This window comes from Bifidobacterium sp. VU/mBH4 (B4), assembly GCF_058199535.1.
Window position 1 is genome coordinate 16,161 of record NZ_JBVPQJ010000008.1, and the last position, 16,112, is coordinate 32,272.

Consider the following 16,112-nt stretch of genomic DNA (forward strand, 5'->3'; position numbering starts at 1 on the left):
TGCCCTGAACCACGATTCGGGATCCACAATCGTCACCGTTGCGCATGACGCCTCATTGGCTGACCAGCATGATCGAATCATCAAACTTCAACGAAAGGTCTAGAACATGGGTTTCTGGATTATGGTATTCGCGGCTTTGCTTGGCTTGGAGCTGATGGTTCGGGGATTCGTATTGGGCAAGAAGGACAAGCGCTGGTTCGTGCTGTGCATATTGGGCGCAGCAAGCCTGGCATTCGCCGTTTGGCTTGCTATATGAGCACCCGGTGAAACAATGCCGACCGCCAGCATCAGGTAAGTATGAGTACAGATCGCTGTCGGGTGGGATTGAGTGTGCCCATTATGTGGCTGGACATACTGCGCATGGGGGGAACCTGATAGGTTCAAGCAACTTGTAGTTCTGCCTGGGGTGCTTCGTGGGAGGGATCGATCCTTCCCAGTATAAAAAGAGTCTGACATGGCCTCTTCCATATGTAAAAGTCGGATAACGGTTCTCGTTGCGGCAAAAGCAACGCCCAACAACCTGCGAGACACATTGTTTCCGCTCGGGGAACTCCGGCATTTGAGCAAATCGCTTGCTGAAGCCATGGATGAGGAAACCAGGTTCAGGGAGATAGTGTTTTGTTTTGCCAGAGAGGCTGCAGGGGGGGGGGGCTGCAGATGTCTTATTAGGGGAACCGCAGAGATTCCGTATTGCCGATGGCTGATCGAATTAATAAGTGAGTTTTTTCTTCTTTCTCTGAATGTTTGGCAGATACTGGTGGTTCGCTCGATTTGTCAATGCGTTGAGTTACCTTTTCCCTTTTAGATTTGTGGACAGGTACTTGAACATTAGGTCATAACTGCTAGTGGTTCTGATGCTGATATATTTCAATCACCATTGGTGCTATTGTTTTTGAAGAGTGTCTGGCAGGTTTGGCCGCTCAATGCAATGAAACTTTAACGAACCGCTGTACCTACCATAAAGGGTGGCACCAATGAATGCTGCTATAGAACTTGGCAATCTGGTTAAAGAGTATGAAACGCCGGCAGGGGTTATCAAGGCGCTGGATCACCTTGATCTGATTGTCCCTGAAGGGGGCATCTTTGGTCTGTTGGGCCCTAACGGTGCCGGAAAATCAACAACGCTCGAAATAGCCGTCGGCTTGAGAAAACCGACTTTCGGAACTGTGAGCATATTTGGCAGGAATCCGCAGACTGATTCGCGGTGGATTCATCAGCGGGTGAGTATTCAACCCCAGGAGTCCACTATCTTTCCCCAGGAAAGAGTGGGCGAGATACTGTCATTTTGGGCCAGTCTTTATGATCACCCGCGCGACGTGGATCAAGTTGCAAAATGGATGGGCTTGGACGAATTGCTGCTCCGCAAGGTGGCGAAATTATCAGGTGGACAAAAACAGCGCCTGAATGTCGGTTTATCCATCATCGGGCGGACGAAATTAGCCATACTTGACGAACCGTCCACTGGCCTTGATGTAATGGCTCGAGACGACCTTTGGAAGGTGCTTAGGTTTCTGGCTGAAGAAGGTACGACGATTGTCCTATCGACACATGATCTAGATGAAGCGCGAGTTCTGTGCCACGAAGTAGCAGTGATAGATCATGGTCGGTCTGTAGCCCAAGGCAGCCCAGAGGAACTCATAAGGAAACATGCTAAGAGGACGTTGATATCCTGCCAAGTAACGCCAGATGGAATAACGGATCTTGTGAGCAAGCTTCGGACTTTTGGCGAACCGGAAGTCGTTGATAAGACAACCGTCTTAATACGTGCCGACGATACGGATCCTGTTATTGCTGTGCTGTCGAGCAATCCTGCGGTTTCCCAATTACGTATGAACGAACCAAGCCTTTATGATGCCTTCGTGAAGTTGACTGGGCATGATTTTGAATAATTGTTGATGCTCATTTTTGTTAGGACTCCAGATGATAGAAAAAAGGCACCTTCGTCCCTTGTTGGCGTTGCAGACTCGTGAACTAGTCAGGAACACTTCGTATTTTATTTTTGTCATAATTTTCCCTTTCGGCATGGCGGGAATGTTTCTTCTCATGTCCGAGATGATGAAAGGGCAGGCTGATGCTCCAGACTTCAGCCCATTCGTTATGCCCATGGCGCTCTTTCTGGCAGTGACAGGTACAGCTTTGACCATGACCGCAGGTCCTTTGGCCGAGGTCAGGCAATCAGGAGCTCTCCGGGTACTTTCAACAACGCCTATTCGAAAAGCAGACTATTTGATGACGTATCTGGCGGTAAGGCTCATTATGGCGACCCTGCAGATCCTTGTCATAGTAGGTGCTTCGGTATTGCTGAATCTGCTTCCGTTTAAGGATGTAGGTCGAGTTTTTGTCGTGTCCTTATTGGGCCTGATCATGTTTCTTGCCTTGGGATATTTAATGGGTGGCTGGCTTTCGTCACCGCAGTTGGCAACCAACTTGGGAGCTCTCGTGCAACTGTTGGCGTTGTTTTTGAGTGGCCTGGCCATCCCCTTCGCCATCCTTCCGGATTGGTTGACGAATGTTATCAGATGGATTCCGTCGACTCTCTTTGGAGATCTCATTTTCTGGGCATCAAAAAACCCTCTGCAGCAAACGGGCGCTATGCTTTCAACTTCCATCGTGCTTGCTGTTACTGCAGTGCTTGTGTTTTTGGCAGTTCGTGGTTTCAAATGGGATGTGGAGTGAGTTTGGAACCCGAAGTGTCATTGATTAAACATGTTTGAAAGTTGAAATATTCAAGCAAGTTGTAAGTAATTCGTGCCACCAGCCATAGGACGGTTGGAGGGCCAAACTCGGTTTTTCTCTTAGTTGTTTGTCCATGTCTGGGACTGCAACACCATACTCTGTTGATTTGATTTAGCTCGTCCACGCTACCCTCAGCTCCTGCGGTTATTTCTCCTGATATGAATCTGATCTTGCCGTCAGCCGGGCGGCGGGGGCCGCTATCATGAGAGCCGGAACAGGATCGAGCGGGTCCTTCGGATCGGGGCCCGATGAAGGAATGCGTGTATGGCGGATATGGTTGACAATAACAATGACGACGAAGGCCCGGACCTGGGCAGGACCTACCACAGCGGTCCGGTCATCATGCGCGGGCCCATGATTCCCGAGGCGGACGCCAACGCTGGTTTGCTCTCATCGGGCGGTGACACGGACTGGCTGCACATGGACCCCTGGCGGGTGCTGCGCATCCAGGCTGAGTTCGTCGACGGGTTCGGCGCGCTGGCGGAGCTGGGGCCAGCTGCTGCAATCTTTGGATCAGCCCGGACCGGCCGTGATGATCCCAACTACGCTGCTGCGCGCAAGATGGGCGGCGACCTGGCCAAGGCCGGTATGGCGGTCATCACCGGGGGAGGGCCTGGCATCATGGAGGCGGCCAACAAGGGCGCTGCTGAGGTCGGTGGCAAGTCCGTCGGCCTGGGCATCGAATTGCCCATGGAGCAGGGACTAAACCGCTGGGTGAATCTGGGCATCACCTTCCGCTACTTCTTCGTACGCAAGATGATGTTCATGAAATACTCCTCGGGCATCATCGTCTGCCCCGGCGGGTTCGGCACACTGGATGAGATGTTTGAAGTGCTGACCCTGGTTCAAACCCATAAGGCACCCAGCATGCCCATCGTCCTCTTCGACAGGGCCTACTGGCAGGGGCTCTTCGATTGGATCTCAGACACGGTGAGGCAGCGGGGCATGATCTCTGATCTGGACCCCGATCTGGTCATCCGCACTGATGATCCCGATGAGGCTGTCCAGACTATCCTGCGTCAACGTGCCTGAAAATTAGGCGAGCGGCGGTCAGCGGGCGCGGGTGGCCATGATCATGCCCGTGCCGATGGGCAGCAGGCAGGATTCCCAGGCATTGTCTTTGCTTATGTCTTCCATGATGGTGCGTAAGGTGGTCGTTTTCTCGGATCTATTGGCCGGGTTGAGCACGCCGCCCTTGTCAGGATCGTCCAGCAGATCGAAGGCATCCGTGAAGATCAGTTGTCCTCGGTCCTTGAGCAGGCGCGGAGCCTGGTCCATAACCTGTTGGTAGTTCTCCCCATTGCCCGAGACGACGATAAGGTCGTAGTCGCTGGGGTTGAGTCTGGGGAAGTAGGTTCGGGCAGCAGCGTTGACCGCCCGCAGCCTCATGCCTGGGTGGGCTTTCTCCATGCCCGCGAATATTTTTTTGACCAGAGAGGTGCCTTGGGCTGTGGAGTCAACGGCGGTGAACTGGCCATGACCATGCAGGCCTGTCATCAGGCGCAGGGCTTCGACCACGGAGCCGTTGCCGACCAAAATGATGGAAGCCGGAGCGTTCCGGCCAGCCAAGAACTGCAGGAAGGCGCCTTGAGACCGGGAACATTGGGTGAAGCCGGCTTCCGAAGCCTTGTCTCGCAAGGTCTGCAACTTGTCGGATTCGACGTTCAGAGCGCTTGCCTCGGCGAATTCCCATCCTCTGGCGATGTTGTTGTACGAGGTTTTGTCCATGCTAACCATGGTAACGACTAGAGGGCACAAGCCTGTCGCAAGCTCTTGCTGCCTAGTGTGCGCAGGAGTCTGACTACTCCTTAACGGCTTCGACCAGCTTCCACATCTCTTCACCCACGTCGATCCCTCTGGGGCAGGGTCGGGTGCAGGCCCGTATGGACTGGCATGCCTGGATTCCGTCCGCCTGGTCAATGGCCTCAAGTCGTTCCTGCCGATGGCTGTCGCGGGAATCGTTGATGAATCGAGCCGCTGCGATCATGGCTGCCGGGCCGGCAAAGGCCTCACCGCCCGCATAAATAGGACAGGCCCCCTGGCACAGTCCGCAGGCGATGCAGGTGCTGAGCAGCTCATACCTGGCCAGCTCTTCCGGGGTTTGCCGGTATTCCGACGATGGCTTTGTGTCGGCCGCCTTTGCCTGGGCCGCTTGGTTGCTATCAGCCGAGGAATCATCATGGAGCAGATACGGCTTGAAGCGTCGAATCTGCTCAAACATGGCATCGGTGTCCACTATCAGGTCTCTGAGCGGGGTGAAGCCGGGAAGCGGGCGGATCTCCACTGCTGAAGATTCTGCAATGTTTGAAGTTTTTGTAAGGTGCGTGGCATCTATAAGGCCTGTAGCTTCTGAAAGTTTTGCAGGGCCTGCTGTGCCTACAGGATCCGTAGCCGAGAAGTCTGAGACCGTTGAGTCTGAGACCGAATCCGGATGCGATGCCGACGGGGGTATGGCCGTTTTGGGTGTCGCTGTGCCGGTGCGACGGAAGGCTGGAGACGGTTGGACCTGCGGAGTTCCATTAACTACACCGGGTGAGGTGTATGCGTTCGGCATGGTCTTGGACGCAGACAGGCAGTCGGCGATAGTGGCTGTGCAGAGCAGATCCGGACGGCCGTTGATAAGCACGGCATCCGATCCGCACATGCCATGGCCACAGGAGTACCGGAAGTTCAGTGTGGGATCCACCTCTCGCTTGATCTGCAGAAGGGCATCCAGAACGGTGCGCTGTGGGGCGATTCGAATCGTGTACTCCTGCGTCCAACGACGTCCGCGGGCCCGTCGACTGCCTGTTGTGGCGAAAGGATTGCTTTTGGCGAATGGGTTGGTTCGTGCCGGAAGCTCTGATTGAGGTCGTGGGGTAAACCGGGCTATTCGGAAGGTCACCGGGCGGGGATCGCGGTCCGATCCGGATGCCTTGGATCCGTCTGATTCCGTGGACTGTGATGTCACGGTTGCTCCTGTCCTTGTTCGGGAAACGGCCCGATGCCCACTGATATGCGCGGACTCCATCCTAATCCCTGCCTGACCTGGATAGGTGTCGAGCGGTTGCCTGTCTGAATAGATTGGGCTCAGAGTCCATCATCAGAGCCCATCAGTAGTTGCGGCCCTTGGGAGGCATGTCGACGATATGAACGGGCTGCCAGGAGACGTTTTCCTTGGCATCGATCATGGTGTGAGCCAGGTAGTGTTCGTCATCGCGCTGCGGATAATCGCTCCGATACAGGGCACCGCGGGACTCCCGACGCTGCAGGCTGGCGTTCAGGACGGCCCGGGCCAAGGTCAGCAGGTTGTCCACCTCCATGATGGCAGTCACCTCCTGGTTGAGCACTGCTGTCCCACTGTGCGCACGCAGCTGTCTGGCATCAGCATCCAGGTGATCCAGGCCGCGCAAACCCCTTTCGATGCTGCTCTGATCGCATCGGACGGCAACGGCCTCCTCCATCAGCCGTCCCAGTCGGCCCATCAGTGCGTAAGGGTTGTTCAGGCTGGCATCGTCACCGGTGTCGGGTTCTTCGCCTTGGTTGTCGGCCAATGCTGGTTCCGAGGGCTCGGCGTTGCTTGCGCCAGCCAGCAACTCGTCCAGGAAGACCTGACGCCTTTGCAGAGCTTGTGCCAGCGGAGACGTGTCGGTCATGTCGTTTGGCTCGTCGGCATTGGACATGGCGGCGGCGATGGTCTGTCCGGTTCTGGTACCAAAGAGGCAGGCATCCAGCAGGGAGTTGCCGCCCAGTCGGTTGGCCCCGTGAACGCTGACACAGGAGCATTCCCCGGCGGCGAACAGTCCGTCGACGACTCGACGGCGTCCATCCTGCCAGCGATAGACACGGCCGCGATCCGTGATGGGGATGCCTCCCATGGTGTAGTGGGCGGTGGGTTTGACCGGAACCATGTCCACAGTGGGATCCAGGTGGGCGTAGCGATGGATGGTCTCGGTGACTTGGGGGAGCAGGGCGGTCATGCGCTGGCCGTCAATGCCGGTCATGTCCAGCCAGACGCAATCATGAGGCCCGTCCGGGTCCGATGGATCAGCCACCCCGCGACCTGCATCAATCTCGGCCATGATGGAACGGCTGACCACATCTCTGGCGGCCAGGTCGCCGTGTCCCGGCGCGTAGTCCTGCATGAAGGCCCGTTCCTGACTGTTCCTGAGCACGCCGCCTTCTGCGCGGGAGGCCTCCGACAGCAGGATGCCCGTGTGGCCCAGGCCGGTGGGATGGAATTGGATGAACTCCACATCCTCCAGCTGCAGGCCGGCCTGCAGGGCGAGCGCCATGCCGTCACCGGTCAGATCCCAGGAGTTGGAGGTCGTATGGAAGAGTCGGCCGGCCCCGCCCGTGCACAGGACGATATTGTCGGCTTGGATGGCCTGCAGTTTGCCGGCGTGGGTGTCCAGGACGATCAGTCCACGGGCCTGGCCGCCGGATTCCTCATTAGTGGGCGGGTCGACGACCAGATCGGTCACGTACCATTCCTCGGCGAACTCGACTCCCAGGTGCAGGCACTCCTGCCAAAGGGCGTGCAGGATCTGATGGCCGATACGGTCGGCTGCATAGGCTGCTCTCCGGACTGGATGGCCGCCATAATCGGCGGTATGGCCGCCAAACTTCCGCTGGGCGATGTGCCCGTCTTCGGTTCTTGAGAAGGCCACCCCGTCATGCTCCAGCTCGATGACAATCCCCGGGGCCTGCTCGGCCAGAATCCGTACCGCATCCTGGTCAGCCAGCCAGTCGCTGCCCTTGATGGTGTCGTAGTAGTGCCAATGCCAGTCGTCCTTTTCCTGATTGCCCAGACTGGCCGCGATGCCGCCCTCCGCTGATCCGGTGTGGGAGCGCAGGGGTTGCAGCTTGGAGACGACCAGGACCTTCGGCGATAAGCTGCTTTCGCTCCGGTTGCTCTCCAGAGCCCTGTACAGTCCCAGGGCGGTTGACAACCCGGCCGCTCCGGCTCCGACGATGACGGCATCATAGCGGCTTCTGACCTTCTGCGGATTCATACCATTGATACTGTCACAACCCGTTGATAGTGGTGGCCCTTCGGGTCCATGTCTGCTTACGCGGGCAGAATGGGTCTTATGACCGAACTTTCCTTCTCCCAGCAGGTGTATCAGGTCGTTAGGCGGATCCCTCGCGGCAAGGTAGCCACCTACGGTCAGGTCGCCTCCCTGACTGGTCACCCGCGCAACGCCAGGTTCGTAGGTTATGCGCTTCATGACAACCCCGAACCCGGGGTGATTCCCTGTCATCGCGTGGTCTTCCGCGATGGATCGCTGGCCCCGGGATTCGCCTTTGGCGGGCCTGAACGTCAGCGTCAGCTGCTGGAGGATGAAGGCGTTCATTTTGTTCCTCCCCGCAGCGATGAATCGGCTGGTGCGGACGGCTGGGTGGTGGATTTGGATCGTTGTCGCTGGAAGGCCTGATTCTTCTGGTCTTCAGCTACCACGCATCCATTCTGCAGGTTGATCGAACCACGAATCTCCAGGGATCCCAGCAGTTGCATCAGATGCCTGACTGAGAGTTCATGTCCCTGATTGGCCAGCTCAGTGCGAAGCTGTCCCATCATGGGCGGACCGCCCCGGCGCTGGCAAGTACGGATAGCCGCCAGCACGGTTGCCTCCTCCTTGGTTAGGCGATCGTCGTCGGCTTTTTCGTGTTCATGGGTCATGCCTGGATTTGATGGCGGGGTTGAAGGATGCTCTTTGTGCTGAGAGTGGGTCAAAAGCCTGCCTTTATTAGTACCGGATTGTTTGAGCGTGATCGGGAGCGGCTGATTGCCGTGAGTGGTTTGGATAGGATGATCACAGTCAAGCGACGGTACGCGCTGCGTGGGCTGCCTACTTCCTTGATGCTCATGATCTTCGGCGGTTTTGACTGAACCGTCGGTCCCTTGTCGAACAGGCTCGTCAGGGTGGATAGGTCCATGGGCGGGATGGCAGATGTCTTGGATGTCGGATGCCGACAAGAGCAGCTCCGCCTTGCCCTCATGGATGAGCCGGTTGCAGCCGGTGTTTTCCGGCTGGTCGATTCTGCCGGGGGCAGCCAGTACGCGACGGCCCAATTCCACACCCCAATTGGCGGTGTTTAGCGCACCGGATCGATGACGGGCCTGTGCAACCACAATGTCGGAGGCCAGGGCGGCGATAATCCGGTTGCGCAGCAGGAACCGACGCGCCTCAGGGATGGTGCCAGGCGGCAGCTCGCTGATCAGCGCGCCGCCATCTGCCTCTATGTTCTCGAACAGACGGCTGTTGCGTTTGGGCCCCATATGCAGCAAGCCTCCAGCAAAAACGGCGACCGTGCGTCCGCCGTCAGCGGCCAGGGCTCCCCAGTGGGCGGCGGCATCCGTGCCCATGGCCCCGCCGGAGACGACCAGGTGGCCTTGGCCGGCAGCCTGTCTGGCTATTTGATGGGCGATGGACCGGCCATACTCGTCACAGGCTCTGGATCCGACAACGGCCAAGGGGTGGTCACAGCAGATCAATGCTTCAGGATTGCCTCGTCCCCACAGGCAGAGGGGAGGGGCCCAGTCGGAGCGGCGTGCCAGGTCATCCACCTGGCCTGGCCAGCAGGGATCGCTTGGGGTCAACACCCAGAATCGTCCACCGCCAGTCATTATGGTCCGCACCTGGTCGGTGTCCATGGCAAGCAAGGGTGTCAGGCGTCTTCGCCAGGAGTTGCTGATCTTGTGGAACCGGGTGAGATCCTCGGGGCTCGTTTGTCGTCCCCACCGAGCCGTCCCCTTCAGAAAGCGTTCATCCAGTCTCGTGCGAGCAGCATCATGATGGCTGTCAGTCCCTGCCTGGTTTGGCGCTCTTAGTTCGATCAGATTTCGACAAAGATCGGCCGCCTGGTCCGAGCCCAGAAGACAAGCAATCATAAAAGCATCGGGGCCATCTGCCGCCAAGGTCAGCACAGCTCTGGCAAGCCAGTCGCTCTCGACCATGGTCATCGGTCGCGGTCGGCCGGCAGGCATGGTCTTTATCAAGGGTTTGGACATCTCAGACGGCCCTTGTCCTGAGCAGGATGCCGGTGGTCACGTCGTCGGCACCCGGGCTGGTCCGCCCGTCCAGGTCTGCCAGAGTCCATGCCAGGCGCATGGTCCTGTCGGCACCTCGCAGACTGATCCGTTGCCTGCGCAGGGCCTGATCCACGACCGAACGGGCCTTGGCTGATGTATTCCGGCGCAGCCATTCGCCGCTGATCTGGGCGTTGCAGGTCCAGCCTTCCTTGCGGAAACGCTCTTTTGCTGTCTGGCGGGCGCGGGTCACACGCTGGCGGATCTGAGCGCTGTGCTGGCGCGGACGGTGGTCGTCGAATCCCGGGTCGGTCACAGGAGGGACTGTGGTCTGGATGTCGATGCGGTCCATGATGGGTCCGGACAGCCTGTTCCAGTAGCGGAGGCGCTCGCGGGGCGTGCAGGTGCAGCGCTCACCAGTGCCGTATCCGTATCCGCAGGGGCAGGGGTTGGCAGCCATGACCAGCTGGAAACGAGCCGGGAAGGTGGTGCTGCCCTTGGCGCGGGACAGGAAGATTCGCCCGATCTCCAGGGGCTCGCGCAGGGATTGGATCACCCTTGGTGAGAATTCCGGGGCTTCATCCATGAAGAGGACTCCGCGATGGGCACGGGTGATGGCGCCAGGCGTGGCCAGTCCTGCACCGCCCCCGACCATGGCCGCCATGGAGATCGTATGATGAGGGGCCTCGAAGGGCGGCACATCGGTGATCCCATACTGGCTCAGCGTGCCACACAGGGATCGGATGGAAGCCACCTCCAGCTGTTGAACAGCATCCAGGGCGGGCATGATGCTGGGAAGCCGTGCAGCCAGCATGCTTTTGCCGGCTCCCGGGGGACCGACCATGAGCATGTGATGGCCGCCGGCTGCAGCCACCATCATCGCCCACTTGGTCTCCTCCTGGCCGATCACGTCAGCCATGTCCGGCTTGGGCGGAGACGGGTCGGCATTGGCGGGTGAGTTGTCTTCATGACCTGAGTTCCTGAGGTGCACACTCGCTATGGCGGTCGATTTGTCAGAGTCCCGGCGAGTGTCTGCTTCGGGGGCGACAATCCTGCTTTGCCCACCCAAGGCCTGGATGAGCTGGCCCAGGTGGCGCAGCCCCACGACCTCGATATCGGGAACCAGACGGGCCTCATCAAGGTTGTCTGCAGGGACGAAAGCATGCGTGATTCCCTGAGCTCTGGCCTGAGTGAGAATGGGGAGCAGACCGTTGATGGGCAGAATAGTGCCGTCCAGGTTGAGTTCGCCCAGGATGACGGTATGGTCCAGGCCCTCCGTCGGCAGCGCTCCGCCGGCTTCCAGAACGCTGGTCGCGATGGCCAGATCGTGTGAGGAGCCATGCTTGGGTTTTGAAGCAGGGGACATGTTGACGGTGACCCTGGTCTGCGGCCACCGGAATCCGCAGGCCGAGCAGGCGGATTTGACCCGTTCCCGCGACTCCGACAAGGAGGCATCCGGCAGACCGATGATGGAAAAGTAGGGCAGCCCTGGCGAGATGAAGGACTGCACGTGGATGAGAAAGGCCTTGAGGCCTATCAGTCCCACGGATTCGGCGGATCCGAGACGCATCAGAAGGCCTCCCTGGTGTGTCTGAGGAAGACCGATCCCGGATTCCAGCCGCCCCTGCCCGAACGGTTGGATCCCCTGACGGCCTCGGCGGATGCCTGACAGGAAGCCGGGGGATGGGAGCCCTCGGAATGCATGCTTCTGGCAGGGTCGGACTTGACTGACAGGCTGATGACATCAAAACGGGTGCCGCGATGCCGTGCGTTTGGATCTCGGTCATGGCTGATCAGCCATTGGACAGCTGCTCGACGCAGATGGGTCTGTTTGCGCGGGCCGACTGCCTGTTCCGGGGACCCGAACCGACCGGTGCGTCTGGTCTTGACCTCTACGAAGACCAGAGTCGCCTCAGGATCCAGGGCGATGATGTCCAGCTCGCCGAATCTGCTTCTCCAATTCCGGGCCAGGATTCTCCAGTTTCGTTGTCTCAGCCACTGGCAGGCGTAGTCTTCGCCCAAACGTCCGAGCTCTCGGCTGCTTACGCCTTCGGCTCTGATCTGTCGCTCAAGATCTGCCAGCTCCATGTCGCAAGATTCATGGCTGCTCGTACCTAATCTGGTTTTCTCGGGTCGTATGATTTCCGCGTCGCTGGTGGAGCTCATGGAATCAGGCATAGCGCTTATGGGCTGTGTGACCGATGGGTCTGCGAACATAGCGTCGGCATCGGTTCTGTCGTCCCTGTCGTTGAAGACTGTGCGGAGATTGGTTGGTCTAGTCAGTGCTTGTGTATCCATATTTCTAGGAGACCACTGGAAGGAGGTCGGCGACTAGTAGAACCGGGCATGTGGTCGAATGAACCTGCGCACGCACGAAAGTGGATGAACGAGTGGATTGACGATGCAGACGCTGTACCTATTGCGCTTATCTCTGCATCAGTAGGGGCGGCAGAAGCAAGAAGGACTGAGACAGAAACCAAGCAAAGCGGAATCAAGAAAAGCAGAACCAAGGAAGCAGAAACGAGTGACACCAAGTAAAGCAAATAAGCGAAGGGAGCAGGGCAACAGGCAGATAAAAAGACCGGAAGACACCGCCGGCGAATTCGCTGGCAACGCCTTCCGGTCTGCTGTGGTCAACCCATCTCTATGACTGATTTGTCAGCTTGTCGACCGGTTATTTGGTCGGCAACAAAATAAGGCGATTGAGGTGGTCTGGATTCCATTCATCCACCTTGGTTTTCCAAACTTGACGAATGCCCGGACTTCTAGACTGCTTCACCGACCTTGGGCTCACTGCTCCTGCATCAGAGCGGTCATCTGTCCCAGATCCAGCTCGAAGCTGACACCGCGCTGCTGATAGTCGGGCTGATTGCGTGTGTGCTGCATGGCTGAGCGGACGAATTCGCCGGCGATCCGGGCGGCATCGGCCAGGCCTCGTCCTGCAAAGAGCGCCCCGCAGAGGCTGGATGCAAAGGCATCGCCGGTTCCGTGGATCATGAAAGGCAGCTTGTCGTGGACCAGCTCGGTGCGCTCGCTGACTCCGCCATGATCTGCCGAGGCCACGAAGTTGCGCAACTTGCCGTCCTTCCGGTCGATGCCCTTGATGATGACGTTTTTCGCGCCCATGTCCAGCAGATGACCCAGGCGCTCGCCAACCTGGGCATCGTCAAGGTTTTGGCCTTCGTAGTCGATGCCGGTCAGCAGGCTGACCTCGGTAAGGTTGGGCATGAGCAGGTCGGCTCCATCGACCAGATTGGTCACGGCCCGGCACATCTCCTCGGTGTAGGTGGGGTACATGGATCCGCCGTCGCCCATGACCGGGTCGACGAGCCGCAGGGCCTTGGGGTATTCCCGATACATGCGCTGAATGATGTCGACCTGCTCGGCGCTGCCCAGGAACCCGCTGTAGATCCCGTCCAGTTCGACGCCCTCCTTCTGCCAGGCATCCAGGTATCCCGGCAGCATTTCAGTGGTGTCGTGGAAGGTGTAATCCTTGAACATGGTATGCGCGCTGAACAGGGCTGTGGGTACCGGGCAAACGTCGCATCCGGCTGCCGAAAGGATGGGGATGGCGGCCGTCAGCGAGCACTTGCCATACCCGCACATGTCATGCACAGCGGCGACTCGGGGAATGTACTTGCTGTCGCGCTGGTAGAGCCTGTTCTGATCGTCCGTCTGTCCGGCCATCTCTTGAACTCCTTCATGCCTGCTGAGGCTGTTCGCAGCGGAGCCTTCTCCGTTGCTTACTCGACTCTACAGCGGAGGGATTGAACGAGCACCGCCGCGTGTGGAATGGCGAGATGGAAAAGGGCGCGTTTTCAACCTTTTGGAAGCTGTTATAAAAAAGGACGATACCGAAAAGTCCGTTCTGGCTTGAACAGGTGGGCTTGTGCCGCTTATGGTCACATTCAAGAACATGGACGAGGACGCACGTCACCAACAGATAGGAATCGACATGACCGACCAGAACCCGCACAAGTACCATTTCGAGACGCTTCAGCTCCACGTGGGCCAGGAGCAGGCCGACCCAGCCACTGATTCCCGGGCCGTGCCCATCTACGCCACAACCAGCTACGTCTTCCACGACTTCGACCATGCCGAGGCCCGATTCGCGCTAAAGGACCCGGGCAACATCTACGGTCGTCTGACCAACTCCACCCAGGGGGTCTTCGAGGACAGGATCGCCGCCCTGGAGAACGGCACCGCTGGTTTGGCTGTGGCTTCGGGAGCGGCAGCGGTGGAGTATGCCTTCCGGAACATCACCCAGACCGGGGACCATATCGTATCTTCCAAGAACATCTACGGCGGCACCTTCAACCTCCTCAAGCACACTCTGCCCCGCGATGGTGTCGAGACCACCTTCGTGGATCCTTCGGACCCGTCCAACTTCGAGTCGGCCATCCAGGACAACACCAAGCTGGTCTTCTTCGAGACCTTCGGCAACCCCAACGCCGACCTGCCCGACTTCGAGGCCATCTCCAAGATCGCCCATGACCACAACCTGCCGGTGATCGTCGACAACACTTTTGCCACCCCTTACCTGTTCCGTCCGCTGGAGCACGGTGCTGACATCGTCGTGGAATCGGCGACCAAGTTCATCGGCGGCCATGGCACCACCCTGGGCGGGGTCGTCGTGGAAGGCGGCAAGTTCGACTGGGCGGCAGTGCCCGGCAAGTTCCCCACCTTGACCGAACCCGACCCCAGCTACCACGGTCTGCGCTTCTACCAGGATCTGGGGGCTGCGGCCTTCGTCACCCGTATCCGCGCCATCCTCCTGCGTGACACCGGCGCCGTCATCTCGCCCTTTGCAGCCTTCCTCCTCCTGCAGGGGACCGAGACGCTCTCGCTGAGGGTTGAGCGCCACGTTGAGAACGCCCTGAAGGTGGTGGACTACCTGCAGACCGTGCCGGAGGTGGAGTCGGTCAGCCATCCGGCCATCGAGGGGCGCCCCGACCACGAACTCTACAAGCGCTACTTCCCCAACGGCGCCGGGTCCATCTTCACCTTCGATCTGAAGGGCGGCAAGGATGCGGCCAGGGTCTTCATCAACAACCTGCATCTCTTCTCCCTCCTGGCCAACGTGGCTGATGTGAAGTCGCTGGCCATCCACCCGGCATCGACCACCCACTCTCAGGAGACACCGGAGGAGCTGGAGGATCAGGCCATCCATCCCGGTACCATCAGGCTCTCCATCGGCACAGAGAACATCGAGGACATTCTGGACGACCTCAAGGGTGCCTTCCAGGCATTGAAGGAGTCCGGACTGGCCAAGTAGCCGGCAATTAAACTTCCTTCTTGGTGCCATATCTGCGCGATATATGACTGAGAAGGCGAAGAAGCAGAAGGTGCCTGTCGAAACCTCATTACGTTTCGATGGGCGCCTTTGCATATGCCTCCCCTTCCTTCTCCAGTGGCAGACAGCACCTGACCAGTGAGGTGGCAATATTGCGGTAGGTAAGATGGAAGCATGAAACATGGAGCAAAGACGAGGGCGTCTTCCGATCCGTCGTCCTGTGCGGGGAAACCGAGGCAGATAGCTCAGGTGGCCATCAAGGCCAAGGGACTGACCAAGGACTATGGCAGTGGGGAGAACCTGGTCCATGCCCTGCGGGGCGTTGATGTCGAATTCGAACAGGGCAGGTTCACGATCATCATGGGTCCCTCCGGGTCGGGCAAGTCCACCCTCATGCATACCTTGGCGGGCTTGGACACCGTTACCTCCGGACATGTCTACCTGAACGGGACCGATGCCGCCGGTGTGAAGGGCAGGCGGGCCCGTCGTCAAGGAGGGCGGAGGGGAGTGGTCGACCTGACCAAGCTCAACGATAATCAGCTGACCCTCTTGAGGCGCCAGAGCCTGGGCTTCATTTTCCAGAGTTTCAACCTCCTGCCCATGTTTACGGCCAAGCAGAACATCCTCATGCCTCTGATCCTGGATGGAGCCAAGCCAGACACAGCCTGGCTGGATGTTCTGGCCAAGACCCTGGGCTTGGAGGAGAGGCTGAGCCACCGACCCAGCGAGCTTTCGGGTGGTCAGCAGCAACGTGTGGCCATCGCCAGGGCCCTCATCACCAAGCCTTCCATTGTCTTTGCTGACGAACCCACCGGAAACCTGGACACGGCCTCATCGACCGAAGTGCTCAGCTTCCTGCGGGATTCGGTCCGCGAGCTGGGGCAGACCATCATCATGGTCACGCATGATGTCTTTGCGGCCTCCTTTGCGGACCGGGCTTTGGTATTTGCGGATGGGCGGATCGTGGCAGACCAGGACAGACCCACTGTGGATTCCATGAACTCCCTGCTCTCCGAGGAAGTCATGGCATCCGCAGCTACAGCTGGCTCAGCGGCTCATCGCTGAGGGGAA

At 58.6% G+C, this 16,112-nt stretch carries 14 protein-coding genes; 7 read left to right on the plus strand and 7 right to left on the minus strand.

Going from position 1 to position 16,112, the window contains the following annotated elements; translation table 11 throughout:
• Window positions 1-106: 106 nt before the first annotated feature.
• The 4 genes from AC0AII_RS08325 to AC0AII_RS08340 all read left to right on the plus strand — a co-directional run bounded on the left by AC0AII_RS08325 (window position 107) and on the right by AC0AII_RS08340 (window position 3,768).
• Window positions 107-256, plus strand: coding sequence for a hypothetical protein (locus AC0AII_RS08325; protein WP_490446787.1), 150 nt, complete (start codon window positions 107-109; stop codon window positions 254-256).
• Between the two features lie 718 nt (window positions 257-974).
• Window positions 975-1,889 (plus strand): ABC transporter ATP-binding protein, encoded by a 915-nt coding sequence (locus AC0AII_RS08330; RefSeq protein ID WP_490446788.1) that lies wholly within the window; start codon window positions 975-977, stop codon window positions 1,887-1,889.
• A gap of 31 nt (window positions 1,890-1,920) precedes the next feature.
• Complete coding sequence (locus AC0AII_RS08335; RefSeq protein ID WP_490446789.1) at window positions 1,921-2,676, plus strand: ABC transporter permease; 756 nt, start codon at window positions 1,921-1,923, stop codon at window positions 2,674-2,676.
• Window positions 2,677-3,000: 324 nt separating this feature from the next.
• The gene (locus AC0AII_RS08340) at window positions 3,001-3,768 is read left to right on the plus strand and encodes an LOG family protein (protein ID WP_490446790.1); all 768 of its coding nucleotides are present in this window, start codon (window positions 3,001-3,003) and stop codon (window positions 3,766-3,768) included.
• An 18-nt stretch (window positions 3,769-3,786) separates the two neighbouring features.
• Here the strand turns inward: AC0AII_RS08340 and AC0AII_RS08345 are convergent, their stop codons facing one another.
• From AC0AII_RS08345 to AC0AII_RS08355, 3 genes are all read right to left on the minus strand, one after another.
• Window positions 3,787-4,464, minus strand: a complete 678-nt coding sequence (locus AC0AII_RS08345; RefSeq protein WP_490446791.1) for an O-methyltransferase — start codon at window positions 4,462-4,464, stop codon at window positions 3,787-3,789.
• A 73-nt stretch (window positions 4,465-4,537) separates the two neighbouring features.
• Window positions 4,538-5,620, minus strand: coding sequence for a succinate dehydrogenase/fumarate reductase iron-sulfur subunit (locus AC0AII_RS08350; RefSeq protein ID WP_490446806.1), 1,083 nt, complete (start codon window positions 5,618-5,620; stop codon window positions 4,538-4,540).
• A 208-nt stretch (window positions 5,621-5,828) separates the two neighbouring features.
• The gene (locus tag AC0AII_RS08355; RefSeq protein WP_490446792.1) at window positions 5,829-7,730 is read right to left on the minus strand and encodes an FAD-dependent oxidoreductase; all 1,902 of its coding nucleotides are present in this window, start codon (window positions 7,728-7,730) and stop codon (window positions 5,829-5,831) included.
• Between the two features lie 78 nt (window positions 7,731-7,808).
• Here AC0AII_RS08355 and AC0AII_RS08360 point away from each other — a divergent pair, with 78 nt between their 5' ends.
• Window positions 7,809-8,153: an MGMT family protein gene (locus tag AC0AII_RS08360; RefSeq protein ID WP_082067705.1), complete on the plus strand. Its 345-nt coding sequence runs from the start codon at window positions 7,809-7,811 to the stop codon at window positions 8,151-8,153.
• Here the strand turns inward: AC0AII_RS08360 and AC0AII_RS08365 are convergent.
• The 4 genes from AC0AII_RS08365 to AC0AII_RS08380 form a co-directional block, all read right to left on the minus strand.
• Window positions 8,069-9,730: a DNA-processing protein DprA gene (locus AC0AII_RS08365; protein ID WP_490446793.1), complete on the minus strand. Its 1,662-nt coding sequence runs from the start codon at window positions 9,728-9,730 to the stop codon at window positions 8,069-8,071. The two genes, AC0AII_RS08360 and AC0AII_RS08365, sit on opposite strands and share 85 nt — an antisense overlap.
• Window position 9,731: 1 nt before the next feature.
• Window positions 9,732-11,318 carry a YifB family Mg chelatase-like AAA ATPase gene (locus AC0AII_RS08370; RefSeq protein ID WP_490446794.1) on the minus strand — a complete coding sequence of 529 codons (1,587 nt, stop codon included), beginning with the start codon at window positions 11,316-11,318 and terminating at the stop codon, window positions 9,732-9,734.
• Window positions 11,318-12,046, minus strand: a complete 729-nt coding sequence (locus AC0AII_RS08375) for a YraN family protein (RefSeq protein WP_490446795.1) — start codon at window positions 12,044-12,046, stop codon at window positions 11,318-11,320. The genes AC0AII_RS08370 and AC0AII_RS08375 overlap by 1 nt, the downstream gene beginning before the upstream one ends.
• A 492-nt stretch (window positions 12,047-12,538) precedes the next feature.
• Complete coding sequence (locus tag AC0AII_RS08380) at window positions 12,539-13,435, minus strand: pyridoxamine kinase (RefSeq protein ID WP_490446796.1); 897 nt, start codon at window positions 13,433-13,435, stop codon at window positions 12,539-12,541.
• 268 nt (window positions 13,436-13,703) lie between these two features.
• On the opposite strand from AC0AII_RS08380, the gene AC0AII_RS08385 reads away from it, so the two are divergent.
• Both AC0AII_RS08385 and AC0AII_RS08390 read left to right on the plus strand, forming a co-directional pair.
• On the plus strand, window positions 13,704-15,023 hold the full coding sequence (locus AC0AII_RS08385; RefSeq protein ID WP_306222251.1) for an O-acetylhomoserine aminocarboxypropyltransferase/cysteine synthase family protein: 1,320 nt from the start codon (window positions 13,704-13,706) through the stop codon (window positions 15,021-15,023).
• 192 nt (window positions 15,024-15,215) lie between these two features.
• A complete protein-coding gene (locus AC0AII_RS08390; RefSeq protein ID WP_490446797.1) occupies window positions 15,216-16,106 on the plus strand; it encodes an ABC transporter ATP-binding protein in 891 nt (296 codons plus the stop codon).
• The last annotated feature ends 6 nt before the right edge of the window (window positions 16,107-16,112 follow it).

Excerpts from the sequence above, each read along its gene's own strand:
- AC0AII_RS08365 (WP_490446793.1), bottom strand. The coding sequence starts at position 9,730 with ATGTCCAAACCCTTGATAAAGACCATGCCTGCCGGCCGACCGCGACCG.
- AC0AII_RS08360 (WP_082067705.1), top strand. The coding sequence starts at position 7,809 with ATGACCGAACTTTCCTTCTCCCAGCAGGTGTATCAGGTCGTTAGGCGG.
- AC0AII_RS08380 (WP_490446796.1), bottom strand. The coding sequence starts at position 13,435 with ATGGCCGGACAGACGGACGATCAGAACAGGCTCTACCAGCGCGACAGC.
- AC0AII_RS08385 (WP_306222251.1), top strand. The coding sequence starts at position 13,704 with ATGACCGACCAGAACCCGCACAAGTACCATTTCGAGACGCTTCAGCTC.
- AC0AII_RS08375 (WP_490446795.1), bottom strand. The coding sequence starts at position 12,046 with ATGGATACACAAGCACTGACTAGACCAACCAATCTCCGCACAGTCTTC.
- AC0AII_RS08340 (WP_490446790.1), top strand. The coding sequence starts at position 3,001 with ATGGCGGATATGGTTGACAATAACAATGACGACGAAGGCCCGGACCTG.
- AC0AII_RS08370 (WP_490446794.1), bottom strand. The coding sequence starts at position 11,318 with ATGCGTCTCGGATCCGCCGAATCCGTGGGACTGATAGGCCTCAAGGCC.
- AC0AII_RS08335 (WP_490446789.1), top strand. The coding sequence starts at position 1,921 with ATGATAGAAAAAAGGCACCTTCGTCCCTTGTTGGCGTTGCAGACTCGT.
- AC0AII_RS08325 (WP_490446787.1), top strand. The coding sequence starts at position 107 with ATGGGTTTCTGGATTATGGTATTCGCGGCTTTGCTTGGCTTGGAGCTG.
- AC0AII_RS08330 (WP_490446788.1), top strand. The coding sequence starts at position 975 with ATGAATGCTGCTATAGAACTTGGCAATCTGGTTAAAGAGTATGAAACG.
- AC0AII_RS08345 (WP_490446791.1), bottom strand. The coding sequence starts at position 4,464 with ATGGACAAAACCTCGTACAACAACATCGCCAGAGGATGGGAATTCGCC.
- AC0AII_RS08390 (WP_490446797.1), top strand. The coding sequence starts at position 15,216 with ATGAAACATGGAGCAAAGACGAGGGCGTCTTCCGATCCGTCGTCCTGT.
- AC0AII_RS08355 (WP_490446792.1), bottom strand. The coding sequence starts at position 7,730 with ATGAATCCGCAGAAGGTCAGAAGCCGCTATGATGCCGTCATCGTCGGA.